This is a genomic window from Rhodoferax koreense (assembly GCF_001955695.1).
GTDB lineage: Bacteria > Pseudomonadota > Gammaproteobacteria > Burkholderiales > Burkholderiaceae_C > Rhodoferax_B > Rhodoferax_B koreensis.
Genome location: NZ_CP019236.1, coordinates 3,788,490 through 3,805,075 on the forward strand (window position 1 = coordinate 3,788,490; position 16,586 = coordinate 3,805,075).

The following is a 16,586-nucleotide window of genomic DNA, read 5'->3' on the forward strand; positions in this document are numbered from 1 at the left end:
GAATCTCTCACGCCACCTCGGGCCTGAGCAACTCGGCCGCCATGTCGCGCGTGAGCGCCACCACGTCTTCGCGCTGCTTGAAGAGGATGCCGGCCGTGTCGGCCACCACTTCCGGGTCGACCACCAGCGTGTCCAGCGCAACCAGCGCCTTGGCCCATTCCACGCTCTCGGCGATGCCCGGTGCGCGCTGGAACGCGCTCACGAACGGCGCACTGCGCAGCCGCCCCACGAAATCGGCCACCTGCTGCGTGAGCGCGGCGCTGGCGCCCGGCACCTGGGCGCGCACGATGGCGAGTTCGCGTTCCCGCTCCGGATAGTCGAGCCAGTGGTAGAGGCAGCGGCGCTTCACCGCGTCGTTGAGCTCACGCGTGCGGTTGCTGGTGAGGATGGTGACCGGGGGCACGATGGCGGCGATCGTGCCGATCTCGGGAATGCTGACCTGGTATTCGCCCAGGTATTCGAGCAGGAAGGCCTCGAAGGGTTCGTCGGCGCGGTCCACTTCGTCGATCAGCAGCACCGCGCCCGGCGCCGGCGTCTGCAAGGCCTGCAGCAGCGGGCGGCGGATCAGGTAACGGCTCTGGTAGACCTCGCGCTCCACGGTGGCGGCGTCTTCGTGATTCTCCGCCGCGCGCATGTGCAGCAGTTGGGCGGCGTAATTCCATTCGTACAAGGCCTCACGCAGCTCCAGCCCGTCGTAGCACTGCAGGCGCAGCAACTGTCGCTCGAGCGCCTGCGACAAGGCCTTGGCCAGCGCCGTCTTGCCCACGCCGGGCTCGCCTTCGAGCAGCAGCGGGCGTTGCAGCTTCAGGGCCAGGAAAACGGCTGTGGCCAGGCGCCGGTCGGCGTAGTAGCCGACGGCCTGCAGCGCCTGGGTCAGGGTGTCGATGGAAGCGAAAACAGTCAAGTCAACATCCTGTTGCTATTGAAAAATGAGCAGGCAGCGCAGACAGTATTTGCGCCAGAGGCACAAAACACTTGAGAAATATTCAGCCCAACGCCTTGGCCACCGCGCGCTGCGCCATCACGCTGACGAGGTTGGCGCGATAAGCCGCCGTGGCGTGCAGGTCGGCGTTCAGATCGCTCGCATCAATGCTCACCTTGGCCGCGGCTTCCGGCGTGAAGCTGGCCGAGAGCGCCGCCTCCAGCCCCGCGTGGCGGAACACGCCATTGCCCGCGCCGGTGACAGCCACCCGCACGCCAGCGGCCGTCTGCGCCACGAACACGCCGACCAGCGCGAACCGCGAGGCCGGCTGGCGGAACTTCATGTAGGCCGCGCGCTGCGGAATCGGAAAGCGCACGGCGGTGATCAGTTCGCCCTCGCCCAGCGCCGTGGCGAACATGCCCTGGAAGAAGTCGTCCGCCGCGATCTCGCGCTGGTCGGTGACCACCGTGGCACCCAGTGCCAGCAACGCGCTGGGGTAGCAGGCTGCGGGGTCGTTGTTGGCCACCGAGCCGCCGAGCGTGCCCATGGCGCGCACCTGCTTGTCGCCGATGTGGGCGGCCAGGTCGGCCAGAGCCGGCAGGGCCGCGAGGATCTCGGCGTTTTCGGCGACGTCGGCATGGCGCGCCATGGCGCCGATGACGAAGGCGTCGCCCTCGCGCTTGATGGTCGCCAGGTCCTGGATGCCGCCGAGGTCGACCACCTGGCCCGGCTGCGACAGCCGCAGCTTCATCGAGGCCAGCAGGGTCTGGCCGCCAGCCAGCGGCTTGGCGCCGCCAGTGGCGAGTTGCGCGGCCTCGGCTACGGTGGAAGGACGTTCCAAAGTGAATGCGTACATGGTTTGCTCTCTGTGGGTATTTTCGTGATGCTTGGAGAAACACCGTTCGGGCTGGGCCTGTCGAAGCCCTTCGACAGGCTCAGGGCGAACGGGTTGGAGCGGCTGTCATGGTGGACGGAGACCTCAGTGGGCTTTCGCAGCTTGAATCGCCGTCCACACACGGTTGGGCGATGCGGGCATGTCGAACTCCGTCACGCCCAACGGATGCAGCGCGTCGAGCACGGCGTTGATCACCGCGGGCGGCGAACCGATGGCGCCGGCCTCGCCGCAGCCCTTGGTGCCCAGCGGGTTGTGCGTGCAGGGTGTGCTGATGGTGTCGATGTGGAAGTTCGGGAAGTCGTCGGCGCGCGGCATGGCGTAGTCCATGAACGAGCCGGTGAGCAACTGCCCGGTGTCGGGGTCGTAGACGCAGTTTTCCAGCAACGCCTGGCCGATGCCCTGCACGATGCCGCCGTGCACCTGGCCCTCGACGATCATCGGGTTGATGATGGTGCCGAAGTCGTCCACGGCGGTGAAGCGGTCCACACGCACCACGCCCGTGGCCGGATCGACCTCGACCTCGCAGATGTAGGTGCCGGCCGGAAAGGTGAAGTTGGTCGGGTCGTAGAAGGCCGTCTCGTTGAGGCCCGGCTCCAGCTTGTCGAGCGGGTAGTTGTGCGGCACGTAGGCCGTCAGCGCCACCTGGCCGAAAGTGACCTTCTTGTCCGTGCCCTTCACGGTGAATTCGCCATTGGCGAATTCGACGTCGGCGTCGCTCGCCTCCATCAGGTGCGCGGCGATCTTCTTGGCCTTGGTCTCGATCTTGTCGAGCGCCTTCATGATGGCCGCGCCGCCGACGGAAATCGAGCGCGAGCCGTAGGTGCCCATGCCGAAGGGCACGCGGCCGGTGTCGCCGTGCACCACGTCCACCGCGTCCACCTCGATGCCCAGCCGCGCCGCCACCACCTGGGCAAACGTCGTCTCATGGCCCTGGCCGTGGCTGTGCGAGCCAGTAAACACGGTCACGCTGCCGGTCGGGTGCACCCGCACTTCGCCGCATTCGAACAGGCCGGCGCGCGCACCGAGCGCACCGGCGATGTTGCTCGGCGCGATGCCGCAGGCCTCGATGTAGCTGCTGTAGCCGATGCCGCGCCGCAGACCCTTGGCCTCCGTGGCCGCGCGCCGTGCCGCAAATCCGGCCACGTCGGCCAGCTTTTCGGCCTTGGTCATGCAGCCGAGGTAGTCGCCCACGTCGTATTGCAGGGCCACCGGCGTCTGATAGGGCCAGGCGTCGATGAAGTTGCGCTTTCGGATCTCGTCCTGGCCGATGCCCAGCTCCCACGCGCAGCGACTCACCAGGCGCTCCAGCAGATAGGTGGCCTCGGGCCGGCCCGCGCCGCGGTAGGCATCCACCGGCGCGGTGTTGGTGAACCAGGCATCCACCTCCACGTAAACCTGAGGCGTCTTGTACTGGCCGGCGAGCAGCGTGGCGTAAAGGATGGTGGGCACGGCGCTGGCGAAGGTCGACAGGTAGGCGCCGAGGTTCGCGTCGGTATGCACGCGCAGCGCGAGGAACTTGCCTTGACTGTCCATCGCCATCTCGGCATGGCTCACGTGGTCGCGGCCATGCGCGTCGCTCAGGAAGGCTTCGCTGCGTTCGCAGATCCACTTGATGTTGCGGTTGGTCTTCTTCGCGGCCCAGGTCAGGCACACGTCTTCGGCATACAGGTAGATCTTGGAGCCAAAGCCGCCGCCCACGTCGGGCGCAATCACGCGCACCTTGTGTTCGGGCAGGCCCATGACGAAGGCCGTCATCAGCAGGCGTTCGACGTGCGGGTTCTGGTTCGACACATACAAGGTGTATTCGCCGGTGCCGCGCTGGTAGCTGCCGATGGCCGCACGCGGCTCCATGGCGTTGGGCACGAGGCGGTTGTTCACCAAATCCAGCTTGGTGACATGCGCCGCGCTGGCAAACGCAACGTCCACTGCGACCTTGTCGCCGATGGCCCATTTGAAGCAATGGTTGTCGGGGGATGCCTCGTGCAATGCTTCGCTGCTGGCCGCATCCGTGACCTTGACCACGGAAGGCAACACCTCGTAGTCCACGTTCACGAGTTCGGCCGCGTCCTTCGCCTGTTCGAGGGTCTCGGCGATCACCATCGCCACGTGGTCGCCCACGTAGCGCACCTTGCCCTGCGCCAGGATCGGGTGGGGCGGCTCCTTCATCGGCTCGCCGTTGGTGCTGGTGATGAGCCAGCCGCAGGGCAGGCCGTTGAGTTTGTCGCCGGCCACGTCGCTGCCGACGAAGACGTCGATCACCCCGGGCGCCGCCTTCGCCGCCGCGATGTCGATGGCCTTGACGCGCGCGTGCGCATGCGGCGAACGCACGAACACCGCATGCGCCTGGTTGGCCAGCACGATGTCGTCGGTGTACTGGCCGGCGCCGGTGAGGAAGCGGTAGTCTTCCTTGCGGCGGATGTCCACCCCGATGTTGGGCAGGTTGGCGAAGTCGGAAGCACCCATGTCTGTCTCCTTTTTTTATTTTGCAGGGACTCAGGTGCTGGCAGCCATGGCGACCGCGCCCTGCTTCACCGCCTTCACGATGTTCTGGTAGCCGGTGCAGCGGCACAGGTTGCCTTCGAGCAGCTCGCGGATCTCGGTTTCGCCGGCCTTGGGATGGTGCTGGCACAGGTCGACCGCGCTCATCACCATGCCGGTGGTGCAGAAGCCGCACTGCAGGCCGTGGCAGTCCTTGAACGCGGCCTGCATCGGGTGCATGGTGCCGTCGGGCTGCGCCAGGCCTTCGATGGTGGTGATCTCGGCGCCCGGCACCTGGGCTGCGAGCACATTGCACGACTTGATCGCTCGGCCGTTCATGAGCACCGTGCAGGCGCCGCACTGTGCCGTGTCGCAGCCCACATGGGTGCCGGTGAGCTTCAGGTGCTCGCGGATCGCGTGGACCAGGAAGGTGTTGGGTGGACAGTCGATCGTGGCGGCTTTGCCGTTGACCGTGAGTTGTACCTGCATCGGAATGTCTCCATCTGTGGGTTGATCGGCGCTGCGCCATTGTTGGACCCGGCCTCAGCCATCTTGCTAGGGACAACCCTAGGGCGACGGCGCGTGCACGCTTGCTCCACTGGAACGCTCCGAATGGCCGTGCAGGTCATTTTTAACACGCTGCGGATTCTTTTGCCTCGGCCCTTCTTGGGTCTAGCGATCCCAAGTCATCCACGATTTCCGCAGAACTGTCGAGCGGTTGGCCGTTTTCGCCGCTACCTGGCCAAAAACCCCACAACGGCATTGCGCAGCCACCGTTAAATTTCGTGTCAGAATTTTTTGTACACATTTATTACGACAAAACTTATCTACGCACGAAGTTTCAGTCATGAATCATTGTCTTTTAATAGCAGACCAACGATCAATTAGCGGTACTGGGTGTCGGAGGTGCTGTGAAAGAACAGAACTATGCAGATGCCGCAACTCGTGTGATCGGGACGGAAAAAATACAGAATCAAGTCGTCTTTACCTACATGGCAAACGACCCCGTACCGGTCATCGCCGCAGGCAACCCCGGCGATGCCTGGGCCGCGCTTAAGGAGTTCGCCAACGTGCGGGCCAAGAGCAATAGCGCCCACAGCTGCTATGGCACCGGGGCGACAGACTGCATCACCATTGCCAATCCGGTGGCGGGCGGTTCAGAAGCGAAAAATCAACAATCGCAAAACGTGATCACCTACCGGGGTGGCGTGCTAGTCACGCCGCAAGAAAGCACATGATGCATCTCCTAAGGACCTTTAAAACCTTGATGGCTCTGGCCTTGCTCACGCTGCTCACAAGCTGCGCCGAGACACACGAGGTCACCTACCGTGGTGGCGTACTGGTGGTGCCGGGTCCACTGGCAATTCAGAGCCATTACACCTTCCGCTTCGTGGACAAATGGCGTCTCAGCCATGCTTGGTTGAGCGGTCCAGTGGACATTGCCAACTGCAAATACGGCGGCAATGTCTTTAAACGAATTGGCGGTTTCCCTGCGCTCGCAAATGAACCGAATGGACCCATGTTTGAAGTCAATGGCCGCCTTTACGAAGGAGCGGCGATCTCCACACCCTACATCTATTTGTCGGCAGTAACTACAGAAAAAATCTATGGTGCTTATCCGAGCACAGGTCCATTTAAAGGGTACAGCGCCTATTGCACGCATACCTTTCAGGACATCTGGACGGGTGCCAGCGTATTTCTTATCAAACCCGATCCAGCCAAAGGCACGGATGCGTGGATAGCCGGCGCCAAACCGGTGGTAGTCAGCGGCCTGCAGTGGCTGCGTAAAGATATCCCCATTGAGGATTACTCCCAAAACCATAAACAATGGGCCGCCCCTATCGAGATTTGGGTGCTGAAAATACCCGAGACGCCATATTGGTTCGTCATGCGACTTAGCGGCTCCTCCGGTGGCACCGGCACAGCCCCCGGCAGCAATCGCAACCCGGAGAAATTCGCCCGCGTGGTCGATCTGTTGCACCAGATGGTCGCCTCCGTCAAGCTCGAGCCCATCACACCCGTCGACATCAGCACGCTGCGTATCAAACCCACGCCATGAGGTTTCAAGGCAATGGCCCATCGCCAGCGATCAAGCCAAACGAAAGGAAACACCATGACCCACTCAAAACTGCTCGCCACTTTGCTCTTCATTGCCGCCCTGTTGTCAGGCGGCTGCACCAGCATGGACAACAAGCCATCAGGCACGTATGAGCAACGCATGGCGGCCTTGGCGCCGTGGGCTGCCAGAGGCGAGTTGCTGATGATCGAGGTGCCGGCGGCACCCAACCCACTGAGCAACCAATTGATGATCGCCACTTTGAAGACGGGTTCCTCTTCCAATACAGCAGATCAAATCGTGACGACGCTGCGCAACGGCAGGGCAGTGACCTTGGCGGTCGTGGGCAACAGCTTGGCCGTGAATGCCGCCACCGTGCAATCGGCCTTGAAGACGTGGGCTAGCACGGGTGCTCGCACCGCCACCACCTTGTTGCTGGTCGGTGAACCCGAAGATGCCGCAGCGCTGAAAGAGGCTGCTGTGGCAGCAGGCGTGCGTTTGGAAATTGCGAAGATACCCGAGCCAACGCGACCATAACTCGGCATTGGCAAAAATGCAGTCGGTCGAGCAAGTTGTCCTGTCTGCATGGCCGCCAGACTCCCGGCGTGATCAGCAGCACCCAGGGGGCGGTGGATGCGGGGGTGAACCGCTTCGAGACCGGCGGCACGCTCGTCAGCACAGATCTGCAGAACAGCGCCAGCTACCAAGGCAGCGGCTACAGCGTGTCGACCAGCCTGAGCATGAATGCCGCAGGCACAACCACGCCCGGCGGCAGCGCGGGCATCGGCCAAACTGAAGGCGCAGCGGCCAGCACCACCAGCGCCGGCATCTCGGGGATGGCCGGTAACACCGCCGTCCGTACCGGGGATGCACAGACCGGGCTGAAGCAGATCTTCGACACTGACAACGTCAGCACCGAGGTGAATGCGCAGATCGCCATCACGGCCACGTTCGGCAGCCAGGCCAGCAAGGCGATCGGGGACTATGCCGACAGTCAGATGCAACAGGCCCAGGCCCTCAGGGAGCAGGCCCGTCAGGAGAGTGATCCGGGCCAACAGGCGGCCCTGGTGCAGCAAGCGCAAAACCTCGAGAGCCAATGGGGTGACCAGGGCACCTCACGCCTGGTGGCGCATACCTTGGTGGGTGCATTGACGGGCGGGCTCGGTGGGACTGCCGCTGCGGCAGCGGGCACGCTCACCGCCCCGGCGGTGGCCTCGGCACTGCAGAGCGCGGGCATCGAGGGCCCGCTGGCGCAAGTGCTCACGGCAGCGGCCAGTACAGCAGTGGGGGCGGCTGCGGGCGGGACAGCCGGGGCGGTGGCTGCGGGGAATGAGGTGGTGAATAACTACCTCGGCCACGATGACATCCGCAAGCGCGCTCAGCAACTCGAAGGTTGCCGCGCCAAAGGCGATGCGCAATGCGAGATCGATACGCTCAAATACTACGATCTCAAGAGTGCCCAAAATACGGGCAACATCGACTACAACAGCGTGTTGACGCAGGGTGCCCTGGCGTCGGAGCGGGATCAGCTGACGCAGTTGCTCAATGACCCGACCCTCAGTGCAGCAGACAAGGCGCAGGCTCAACGCAGCATCAACGAGCTGAATACGGCGATTGGTGTGATTCAGAAGGCACCGGTGCTGAAGAATGCGGCCGAGGTCAGTTTGATCGCTCTTGATGTGGCGACGTTGGGGGAGTTGGTTGCGGCTAAGACGCTGAGCTCCGTCGTGGTGAAGGAACTCGTTGCGACTGATGTGGCGGCTGCAGGCACCAGATCTGGTATCCCAACGGCATATTCGGTCAGCAAAATAGATTTAAATGCAAGCGGTGATGATGCGATGCAATATGTTCAATATCAAAGTGGCAAAGGTTGGATTTGGCCTGAAAATTTAGGGTTTGTCGGAGCTAAAACAGAAAAAACGCTTCCTGTTGGAACGAAATTGGATCGGGTAGGTGGGCCGACGGGTAGCTTCCTAGCTCCTTCAGGTACTTCGTATGAAGCACGTGGATTGGCACCAGGATCTGGTGCATCCAATGTGTATCAGTATGAGGTCATGCAACCATTACCAGTTGTGCAAGGAGAAATTGCTCCTGCATTTGGTCAAAGCGGTGGAGGAATTCAAATTCTACCGAACGTTGGGGTCAAAGCAAATGTGCAATGGCTATTAGACAATGGATATATTGGGAGAACAAAATGACCCCGATAGACCGCATACGCAATGCTGTAAATCAATATGGCGTGCGAATTGGAATTCCAGTTGGCAAGCTGAAGGTTTATGATAGTCCACAAGTGGATGGCACCCCCTACATCAATATAAGTGAAAATATTTTCTCTTATATTATTGAAGAAAGAGGGTGTATTTTTGAAAAAAGAGAAACGTCTGATTTCAATACTTTACTGTATTGGTTAATGAGTGATGTTGTATTTACTATGGCGAGCAATTACGAATTAAATCACAGAGTTCCCCATCAAGATAGCAGGAGAGTTATTTTTTCAACAGAACTAAAGCTTATGCAAGCATTGGAAGAGTCCTGGAATTTAAAGAAAAAGAATGAAATTGAAGATAATCTTGAGAAATCACCATATATCGACAATATCTAAATCGCATTATAATTTAAACGGAAAATTTGGCAATTCTCTTGTTGTCCCGCCCGCATGTCCTCCCCACTCCCGATATCCATTTCCACCTCCGCCTTACAACACTCTGTACTGCTTCTTACCTACTGACCTTTCCCACCATCGGGGCCCATACCACCGGCTCGGTTCGCCGAGCTACATCGCCAGCGCGCTGGCGATGTAGCTCAACACCCTTCAACTCAAAAACAAATCGATTAACCTTGCACCTGGACTTTCGCTTTATGGGTGGTACGGCGGAAGGGGGCAGGTCACTTCCCCTTCATTAATACAACAAACATATGATCAAGCCGCAATCAGCTCAACTCATAATGCCACGTCTTCTGAAGTTGTGCTGGGAAAATATATTGCAGGAAGTAGCAATTCGTATGAAGCGGTCGCACAGGCTCGCGGCTCCACCTATTTCTGAATGTCTGACTGGCCCAATGTTCAAGGGCAGCTAGGGGCCGAAAATATGTGGAATATCAATAAGACTTTTTTAGATCAACAAATGGCACCAAATAAGAGTTTTGTGTTTACTGACAACCCAGCCTCACCCTCGGCTGGTTATTTTACAAAATTAGAATTTCAACACTTAACAGGAAACGGATACAAAATTATCCAAGAAGGAGGCATGTATCATGCTGTTAAAAAATGATGAGAAAAGTTTCGAATTACTTTTCAATACCATCGGCGATTATTATGAAAAAAATGGCAATCGCACTGCCTATATATTTGAAAATTTAAAACCCGGCAATAATATTGAAGCAGGCTATTTTGTAAGGTTTCTTTTGGAAAAAAAACATATATTAGAATATAGAATAGTTCAAGATCGAGGTTTTTTTATTGCCATTCCTTCTTTTGCAATAGGCCCTCACTACTTTAGTCCTGGCGAATTCTGGGATTATAAAAATTCTCAACGCTTTACGCTGGAGGCTTCTACCGAAGGAATTGAGCAAAACTTAAAACTTCTTGATGAATTTTTAGAATCTTATTAGATAAAGAAACGAGGGTGGCAGCTACAGGCCCAACATACAACAATCTGTCTAATCCCGCCCTGTATATGAAGGAGAGCAGCCACCGCCTCATCTTCAATGAAACCGGTGAATGTGTCTGGTGACGGTGGCCGAATCCAACCTTGCCAGCACCGCGCAGTCCACCCAGACGGCCACCGCCAGCTACACGGGGGTGGACCGCGTGGCCAGCCTGTACTTCACCAATCCCAGTGGCACCCTGGTCGCCGCCGCCGGGCGTGACCTGAACCTGCTGGGCGCCGCCATCGGCTCGGCGGGCACGGCCACGCTGCAGGCGGGCCGCAACCTGAACCTGCAGGCCCTGACCCAGGCCGAGAGCGTCGATGCCACGCGCAATGCCAGCAACTACACCCGCTTTGCCCAGAGCCAGAGCCCGGGCAGCACGGTGCAGGCCACGGACGCCGTGACACTCTCCGCAGGGCAGGACCTCACGGCGATGGCGGCCACGATCAACAGCACGGCAGGTGCCACCCTGCTCGCCGCCGGCGGCGATGTCAATCTGCTGGCCGGGCGCAGCACCAGCAGCCTGGCCACCGCCAGCTATGCCGAGGGCTCCGGCTTCCTGAGCTCGGGCAGCACCCGGCTGCGCAACAGCCAGAGCGCCGACAACGCCCACGCCACGAGCGTGCGCGGCCACACCGTCACCGCGGTCGCCGGGCGGGACATCATGGTCTCCGGCTCCAACGTCGTCAGCGATGCCGCCACCACCCTGGTGGCGCAGCGCGACATCGCCATCACCTCAGATACGAACCGCAGCACCGGCAGCAGCTTCTTCGAGCAGAAGGGCAGCGGCTTGTCCATTGACGGCGGCATCAGCTACGGCAAGCAGCAGCAGAGCACGGACAGCCGAGGCTCTGGGGACACGGCAGCGGGCAGCACCGTGGCAGCCTTGTCCGGCGACGTGAAAATCGTCGCGGGCCAGCGCTACACCCAGGTGGGGAGTACGGTGCAAACTCCAGCAGGCAACATCACCATCCAGGCGCAGGACGTGGCCATCACCGAGGCCCGCGAGCGCAGCGAGAGCAGCACGGTGACCAAGCAGAGCAGCAGTGGCTTCACACTGGCGGTCTCATCGGGCGCGACGAACGCCATTCAAAGCGGTGTACAAATGGCGGACACCGTCAGCAAGACCAGTGACAAGCGCATGCTGACATTGGCGGCAGCGACGACGGCATTGACCGCCTATGACACTTACAACACCTTGAAGGCAGGCCAAGGGCAAACCATCAACGGCAAAGACAACCAAATCGTCACGGGAAACCAAGCAAGGCTGCAGCGGCCTGAAGGTCTCCCTGGGCAGCCGGCTGGTCCGCGGCCCAGCCCTTTGCGGCAATGCCAAGGACATCAAGGATGTCGCCAGCACCCTGGTCAGCGGCAATCCCGCGGGCGCCGTGTCGCTCAGCGTCTCGGTAGGGGCTAGCAAGAGCCAGAGCCGCAGCGACTACTGCAGGGACACCGCCGCCGGCAGCCCCGGTGCAACTGGAAATCTTTGCGCGAGCGCCGCTGCCCTGTCGGCTCAAGGCAATACCGCCGCGGCCGCCGCCTGCTGCACGCGCAGGTCGGCATCGCGCTGCAGCAGGAAACGCTGCGCCACGAGGCTGCTCGCGGCGGCCGTCACCCTGGCCACATAGCCTGCCTGGCTGCCATACAGCGATTCGAGCGATGGCCGCGTGTCGCCGGCCGCAATGCGCGCCGCCTCGGTCTTGTGGAACGGGATGTAGCTGCCGGTCAGGCTGGTGAGATCGACGATGCCGGGCGTGGCGACGTAGTTGTATTCGATGCTGGTGCCCAGCGGCGCCTGCACTTCCACGCCGCGGATGCCGGCCCTCGTGAGGCCGGTGGAAGCGTCGACTTGCGGCACCAGGATGGCGTAGTCCGCACCCACCTTCGGCGGCAGGATGGTGGCGATGCCCGATTCGTCCTGCGGGATGAACTGCGGGCCGAAGTCCAGCACGGCATAGTTGTTGTAGCGCGCAAGGTAATCGAACGCCGGGATCGGCGTCTGCACGCCGCTGGCCGCCCAGGTCAGCCCCTTCATCTGCGGATACGTCAGGGCCGCCGGCCGCACCAGCGTGCCGTCGGCGATGTGCGGCACTTGGCTCGCCGGTGGCGGCGTGTTGCGTACCACCCAATCCTCCAGCGCGATGAACAGGGCGCGGAAGGTGTCGGTGTGGTGGGCCACGGTGCCGGTCGGGTAGACATTGGCCGCGGGGTTGTAGCCGATGTTGGCCGTGCCGCCGTTGCCGCCGTGCTGGGTGCTGCTGTAGTAGTAGATACGCGCGTTGTCAGGCTGCACCAGGTCGGCCGTGCCCGTGGCGTTGGTCAGCACCGGCGAGCCCTGCAGTTGCCAGAATTCCGTGCCCGACAGGCCGAGGAAGAACTTCGGGCAGGTGCCGGTGGCGGCGCAGCGTGTCATCACGCCGCCCTTGCGACCGGTGAGCGGATCGACGTAGTCCTTGTCGAGCGCGCGTGGCGCGGTCTGGCCGAAGGCCGTGTGGTCGGTGCGGATCGCCCCTCCGCCGCCGGGTACGGCGAAACGCGTGTTGACATTGGTCTGGCGCGCGGCCACATGGGCATAGAGGCCGTCGAAGACCTTGCCGCCGTCCAGCGCCTGGTTGAAGCCCAGGTGCAGGAAGGTCTTCATCGCATTGCCCGACTGCGAGGTGCCCTGCCCGATCACATTCGTGATGCGGCCAGCCAGCGGATTGGCCGTGCCGGACGCATCGGCGCTGGCCTTGCGGAAGAAGCTCACCGTGTCGCGCAAGGCGGCCAAGCCCACGCCCATGACCTTCGGGTCCTTAGCCACGTAGACCAGTTCATACAGGTATTGCGGATCGAAGCCGCCCTTCAGGCAGACCTTGCTGCCGTCGGCCGTGCCGGGGAACGGGTTGGTCGTGGTGTTGCAGTCGGCGAACTTCCAGTCGCTCGCGGGCACGGGCACGCGCGGATCGTCGCCGTTGACGCGTCGCGTGAGCGAATAGCCTGGCAGCGTGTTGTCCAGGCTGGCTGGCGCGTAGGGAATCATCGTGCCGTTGAAAACACCACCGGGCAGGGTCATCACGGCGGTGGCACTCGCTGGAATCAGTTCGCTGCGGTACGTGCCGGTGATGGAGGAACCATCGGCATTCTTCGCCACCGGAACCGTCACCGTGAGCCGGGCCGGTGAGCTCTTGGGCACGTCGCCCTGCCAGGCCGAATACAGCATCACATAGCCGCGTTCGAGGAACACCGCATCGCTCGGCGTGGCGCTCGGGTTCACCATGGTCAGGATGTTGCCGCGGTTGGGCGCGTCGTAGCGCAACACGCCGCTGGCCTTCGTCATGTCCTTGGGTTTGAGCATCACCAAGTCGGCCTGGTACTCGACCATGCCGCGGCTGTTCACCGGCGCGAGCGCCAGGTCCTGGATGATGGCGTTCTTCGCGTCCTTGGGATCGACCTCGCCCGCGATGGTGCCGGTGAGTTTTTCGTAGGCGCCGACGCTGCCGTAGCTGCCGGCGAAGTCTTCGGTGGCGGTGATGTTGAGCTTGAGCGCGGGCGTGGTGGCGCTGCCGCCTCCTCCGCCGCCACACGCCGTGAGCGCGGCGGCCACGGCCAGGGCCGACAAGGTGGTTCCGAAATGCATGGTTTGTCTCCTGCTGATGAATGAAAGAACCCTGCGCGACGCGCAGGCTCGCGCCGCGGTGGTCTTGGCGCCCCGCGTGCAAGTCTGGTTGGGATGGGCCGCGTTCGATGCGGCCCGCTGAGGCCTATTCGGCTTCGATGCCGGCCGCCTTGATCACGCGGCCCCACTTCTCGGTTTCGCTGGCCTGGAACTGGCCCAGGCCCTCCGGTGTCGTCGTCCAGGCCACCGAGCCGCTGGCGTCGAAGAAGCTCTTGGCCGCGGCGCTCTGCGTGCCGGCCACGAGCAGCTCGCGCAGTTTCGCCACCACGGCGGGCGGCGTGCCGGCGGGCGCGTAGGCGGCGAACCAGTAGCCCATGTCGTAGCCCTTGACGCCCGCCTCGTCGATGGTCGGCACCTCGGGCAGCAGCGGATTGCGCTGCGCGGTGGAGATGCCCAGCGCACGCAGTTTGCCGGCCTTGATCTGCGGCACGCCGGTCGAGGTGTCGGTGATCATCATGTCGATCTGGCCGCCGAGCAGGTCGGTGATGGCGTTCGGATTGCTCTTGTAGGGCACGTGCAGGATGTCCGTGTGGCTCATCTGCTTGAACATCTCGCCGGCCACGCGGCTCGACGAACTGCCGCTGCCGAAGCTGAGCTTGCCAGGCGTCTGGCGCACTTTCGCGAGCAGATCGCCAACGGTCTTGTACGGCGCATCCGCGCGCACCACCAGCACCTGGCCGCCCTTGCCCAGGCCGGTGACCGGCGCGAAATCCTTCACCGGGTCGTACGAGAGTTTCCTGTACAGGTGTTCGTTGGCCGCATGCGTGGTGTTGGTGGTGATCAGCACGGTGTAGCCGTCGGCCGCGGCCCGGGCCACCTGCTGGGCCGCGATCATCCCGCTGGCGCCGCCCTTGTTGTCGACCACCACCGCCTGCTTGGTCTGCTCGGTGATCGACAGGCCGAGTGCGCGCGCCAACTGGTCGGTGGCGCTGCCGGCTGCGAACGGCACGACGAAGGTGATGGGTTTGGCCGGATAGCTCTGCGCGCTGGCGCCAGTGGTGAAGCCGACGGCCCCCGCGAACAGGGCAACGGCAGCCAGCAGATGGCGGCGCGTCGGGAAGGTGGATGATCTGGAAGTCTCTGGCATGGTTTTGTCTCCTGTTTGGTGGATGGAAATAGAAAGCGAAAGGGCCGGGCTCAGCGCTCGATCGGCGGCCCGGCGAGCCTGTGCAGCAGCGTCCTCGGTACCTCGATCGGCAGCTCGAGCAGCAGGAAGGACAAGGCCTTGCCGTGGCTGTCGAGGTTCAGTGCGTCGTTCACGCCGCCGTCGAGCACCGCGTCGAGCACGAAATTCATGGCCTGCAACTGCGGCAGCAGGTAACGCGCCACACGCTCGGGCCTGCGGTGGACGAACTGGCGCGCCACAGCGGCCTCGGTGACCTGCTCGACGAGCAGCGGCCACAGCTCGGCATGCCAGGCGATCACACTGATGTTGGAGCGGTTGCCCTTGTCGCCGGTGCGGCCATGGGCGGCGCGGTAGAGCGGAACGGTGATGGTGGTCATTGGCCGGCCTCCACGAAACGGAAACTGGCCGGCACCAATTCGCGGGCAATGCTGCAGGACACCGTGCCCAGCCGCGGCCTCAAGGCCGTGCGCACACCGCCGCCACCGGCCGGCCCACAGCAGTAGAGCGCCGTGACTTCGCGCACCAGGCGCTCGGCGCTCGGCCGGTCGGCATGGTTCATGGCCACGCGCAGGCGCACGTCGCGCGCATCGCCGTCCGGTGTCGCCTGCAGCCACGCGCCGCCGTCGTCGGCCAGGACGCTGGCCACGCCGATCAGGTCGATGCGCAACCGGCCCAGGCCCGCCAACCGTTCGGCCAGCACCTGGCCGGCGAGCCGGGCGCGGGCCTCGGCGCGTGCGCCGGCATAGGAGATTTCGCCTTCGGCGAGCCAGCCGGTCGCGTGGCAGACGTTGACCTTCAGGCTCGCCGGCCGCGCATGGCCGCGCACGCCGGACAGGCGCACGCGGTCCGGCCCGAGCTGGCTGACTTGCGCTGCGCCGATGTCGGCCACCACGTCCGGTGTGAGATAGGCCGCCGGGTCGTGCACCTCGTAGAGCAATTGCTCCTTCACCGTATGCACGTCGATGCGGCCGCCGGTACCGGGCGGCTTGCCAATCACACAATGGCCTTCGGCATCGATCTCGGCGATCGGATAACCCAGGCTGGCCATGCCGGGCACGTCCTTGTAGCCGGGGTCGGCGTAGTAACCGCCGCTGACCTGCGTGCCGCACTCCAGCAGATGGCCGACCATGGTGGCGCGGCCCAGGCGGGTCCAATCGTCGCGCGCCCAGCCGAAATGCGCCAAGGCGGGCCCGACGGTGAGCGATGGGTCGGCCACACGGCCACACACTACGATCTCCGCGCCGGCCAACAGCGCGTCGGCAATGGCCTCGGCGCCGAGATAGGCGTTGGCGGAGACCATCTGCAGGCCCTTCCCCTGATCGCCCTGGGTGCCGAGGGCCTGAGCCAGCAGCGAGCGGTGCGCGCCGCCGCTGAGGTCGTCGCCCTCCACCACGGCGATGCGCGGTGCGCGCAGGCCGAGTTCGGCAGCCAGCGCATGGATGCGGCGGGCGGCGCCGACCGGATTGGCCGCGCCGAAATTGCTGACGATGCGGATGCCGTGGGTCATGCAGTTGGCCAGCACGGGACGCAACAGGTCGTCTAGCAACGGCTCGTAGCCGCCCTCCGGATCGCTCTTGCGCGCCAGTTGCGCCAGCGCCAGCGTGCGTTCGGCCAGCGTCTCGAAGATCAGCACGGCCGGCCCGCCGGCGTCGATCAGCGCCTGCACCACCGGTGCGGCGGCGTCGGTGCGGTCGCCGGAAAAGCCGGCGGCACAGCCGATGCGCAGGATGTTGTCGTCGTCCATGGTCTCCTTCGTTCTGGTTGCCCCGGTTCGCGGCAGAGGGCCAATGTAGGCCGCAT

At 62.8% G+C, this 16,586-nt stretch carries 16 protein-coding genes; 8 read left to right on the forward strand and 8 right to left on the reverse strand.

Going from position 1 to position 16,586, the window contains the following annotated elements; all coding sequences use genetic code 11:
- Positions 1-7: 7 nt before the first annotated feature.
- The 4 genes from RD110_RS17555 to RD110_RS17570 form a co-directional block, all read right to left on the reverse strand.
- A complete protein-coding gene (locus RD110_RS17555; RefSeq protein ID WP_076200682.1) occupies positions 8-904 on the reverse strand; it encodes an AAA family ATPase in 897 nt (298 codons plus the stop codon).
- Between the two features lie 82 nt (positions 905-986).
- On the reverse strand, positions 987-1,778 hold the full coding sequence (locus tag RD110_RS17560) for an FAD binding domain-containing protein (protein WP_076200683.1): 792 nt from the start codon (positions 1,776-1,778) through the stop codon (positions 987-989).
- Positions 1,779-1,901: 123 nt separating this feature from the next.
- Positions 1,902-4,280 (reverse strand): xanthine dehydrogenase family protein molybdopterin-binding subunit, encoded by a 2,379-nt coding sequence (locus tag RD110_RS17565; RefSeq protein WP_076200685.1) that lies wholly within the window; start codon positions 4,278-4,280, stop codon positions 1,902-1,904.
- A 30-nt stretch (positions 4,281-4,310) separates the two neighbouring features.
- Entirely contained in the window at positions 4,311-4,784 is a 474-nt protein-coding gene (locus RD110_RS17570; RefSeq protein ID WP_076200686.1) for a (2Fe-2S)-binding protein, read from the reverse strand.
- A 422-nt stretch (positions 4,785-5,206) separates the two neighbouring features.
- Here RD110_RS17570 and RD110_RS17575 point away from each other — a divergent pair, with 422 nt between their 5' ends.
- The 8 genes from RD110_RS17575 (at position 5,207) to RD110_RS17600 (ending at position 11,419) form a co-directional block, all read left to right on the forward strand.
- Positions 5,207-5,533: a hypothetical protein gene (locus tag RD110_RS17575; protein WP_157900230.1), complete on the forward strand. Its 327-nt coding sequence runs from the start codon at positions 5,207-5,209 to the stop codon at positions 5,531-5,533.
- A complete protein-coding gene (locus tag RD110_RS17580; protein ID WP_157900231.1) occupies positions 5,530-6,354 on the forward strand; it encodes a hypothetical protein in 825 nt (274 codons plus the stop codon). The genes RD110_RS17575 and RD110_RS17580 overlap by 4 nt, the downstream gene beginning before the upstream one ends.
- Positions 6,355-6,408: 54 nt before the next feature.
- A complete protein-coding gene (locus RD110_RS17585) occupies positions 6,409-6,888 on the forward strand; it encodes a hypothetical protein (protein WP_076200698.1) in 480 nt (159 codons plus the stop codon).
- 68 nt (positions 6,889-6,956) lie between these two features.
- Positions 6,957-8,549 carry a TNT domain-containing protein gene (locus RD110_RS17590; RefSeq protein ID WP_157900232.1) on the forward strand — a complete coding sequence of 531 codons (1,593 nt, stop codon included), beginning with the start codon at positions 6,957-6,959 and terminating at the stop codon, positions 8,547-8,549.
- Complete coding sequence (locus RD110_RS17595) at positions 8,546-8,953, forward strand: Imm63 family immunity protein (RefSeq protein WP_076200701.1); 408 nt, start codon at positions 8,546-8,548, stop codon at positions 8,951-8,953. Before RD110_RS17590 ends, RD110_RS17595 begins: the two co-directional genes overlap by 4 nt.
- 442 nt (positions 8,954-9,395) lie before the next feature.
- Positions 9,396-9,623 carry a hypothetical protein gene (locus RD110_RS28075; RefSeq protein WP_157900233.1) on the forward strand — a complete coding sequence of 76 codons (228 nt, stop codon included), beginning with the start codon at positions 9,396-9,398 and terminating at the stop codon, positions 9,621-9,623.
- Positions 9,607-9,963: a hypothetical protein gene (locus RD110_RS28080; protein WP_157900234.1), complete on the forward strand. Its 357-nt coding sequence runs from the start codon at positions 9,607-9,609 to the stop codon at positions 9,961-9,963. Before RD110_RS28075 ends, RD110_RS28080 begins: the two co-directional genes overlap by 17 nt.
- Positions 9,964-10,072: 109 nt before the next feature.
- The gene (locus RD110_RS17600; protein ID WP_076200703.1) at positions 10,073-11,419 is read left to right on the forward strand and encodes a hemagglutinin repeat-containing protein; all 1,347 of its coding nucleotides are present in this window, start codon (positions 10,073-10,075) and stop codon (positions 11,417-11,419) included.
- Between the two features lie 96 nt (positions 11,420-11,515).
- Here the strand turns inward: RD110_RS17600 and RD110_RS17605 are convergent, their stop codons facing one another.
- From RD110_RS17605 to RD110_RS17620, 4 genes are all read right to left on the reverse strand, one after another.
- Positions 11,516-13,621, reverse strand: a complete 2,106-nt coding sequence (locus RD110_RS17605; RefSeq protein ID WP_076200704.1) for an alpha/beta hydrolase domain-containing protein — start codon at positions 13,619-13,621, stop codon at positions 11,516-11,518.
- A gap of 124 nt (positions 13,622-13,745) precedes the next feature.
- Complete coding sequence (locus RD110_RS17610; protein WP_076200706.1) at positions 13,746-14,747, reverse strand: Bug family tripartite tricarboxylate transporter substrate binding protein; 1,002 nt, start codon at positions 14,745-14,747, stop codon at positions 13,746-13,748.
- A 50-nt stretch (positions 14,748-14,797) separates the two neighbouring features.
- On the reverse strand, positions 14,798-15,163 hold the full coding sequence (locus RD110_RS17615; RefSeq protein WP_076200707.1) for an AtuA-related protein: 366 nt from the start codon (positions 15,161-15,163) through the stop codon (positions 14,798-14,800).
- Entirely contained in the window at positions 15,160-16,530 is a 1,371-nt protein-coding gene (locus tag RD110_RS17620; RefSeq protein ID WP_076200709.1) for an acyclic terpene utilization AtuA family protein, read from the reverse strand. The genes RD110_RS17615 and RD110_RS17620 overlap by 4 nt, the downstream gene beginning before the upstream one ends.
- Positions 16,531-16,586 lie beyond the last annotated feature (56 nt).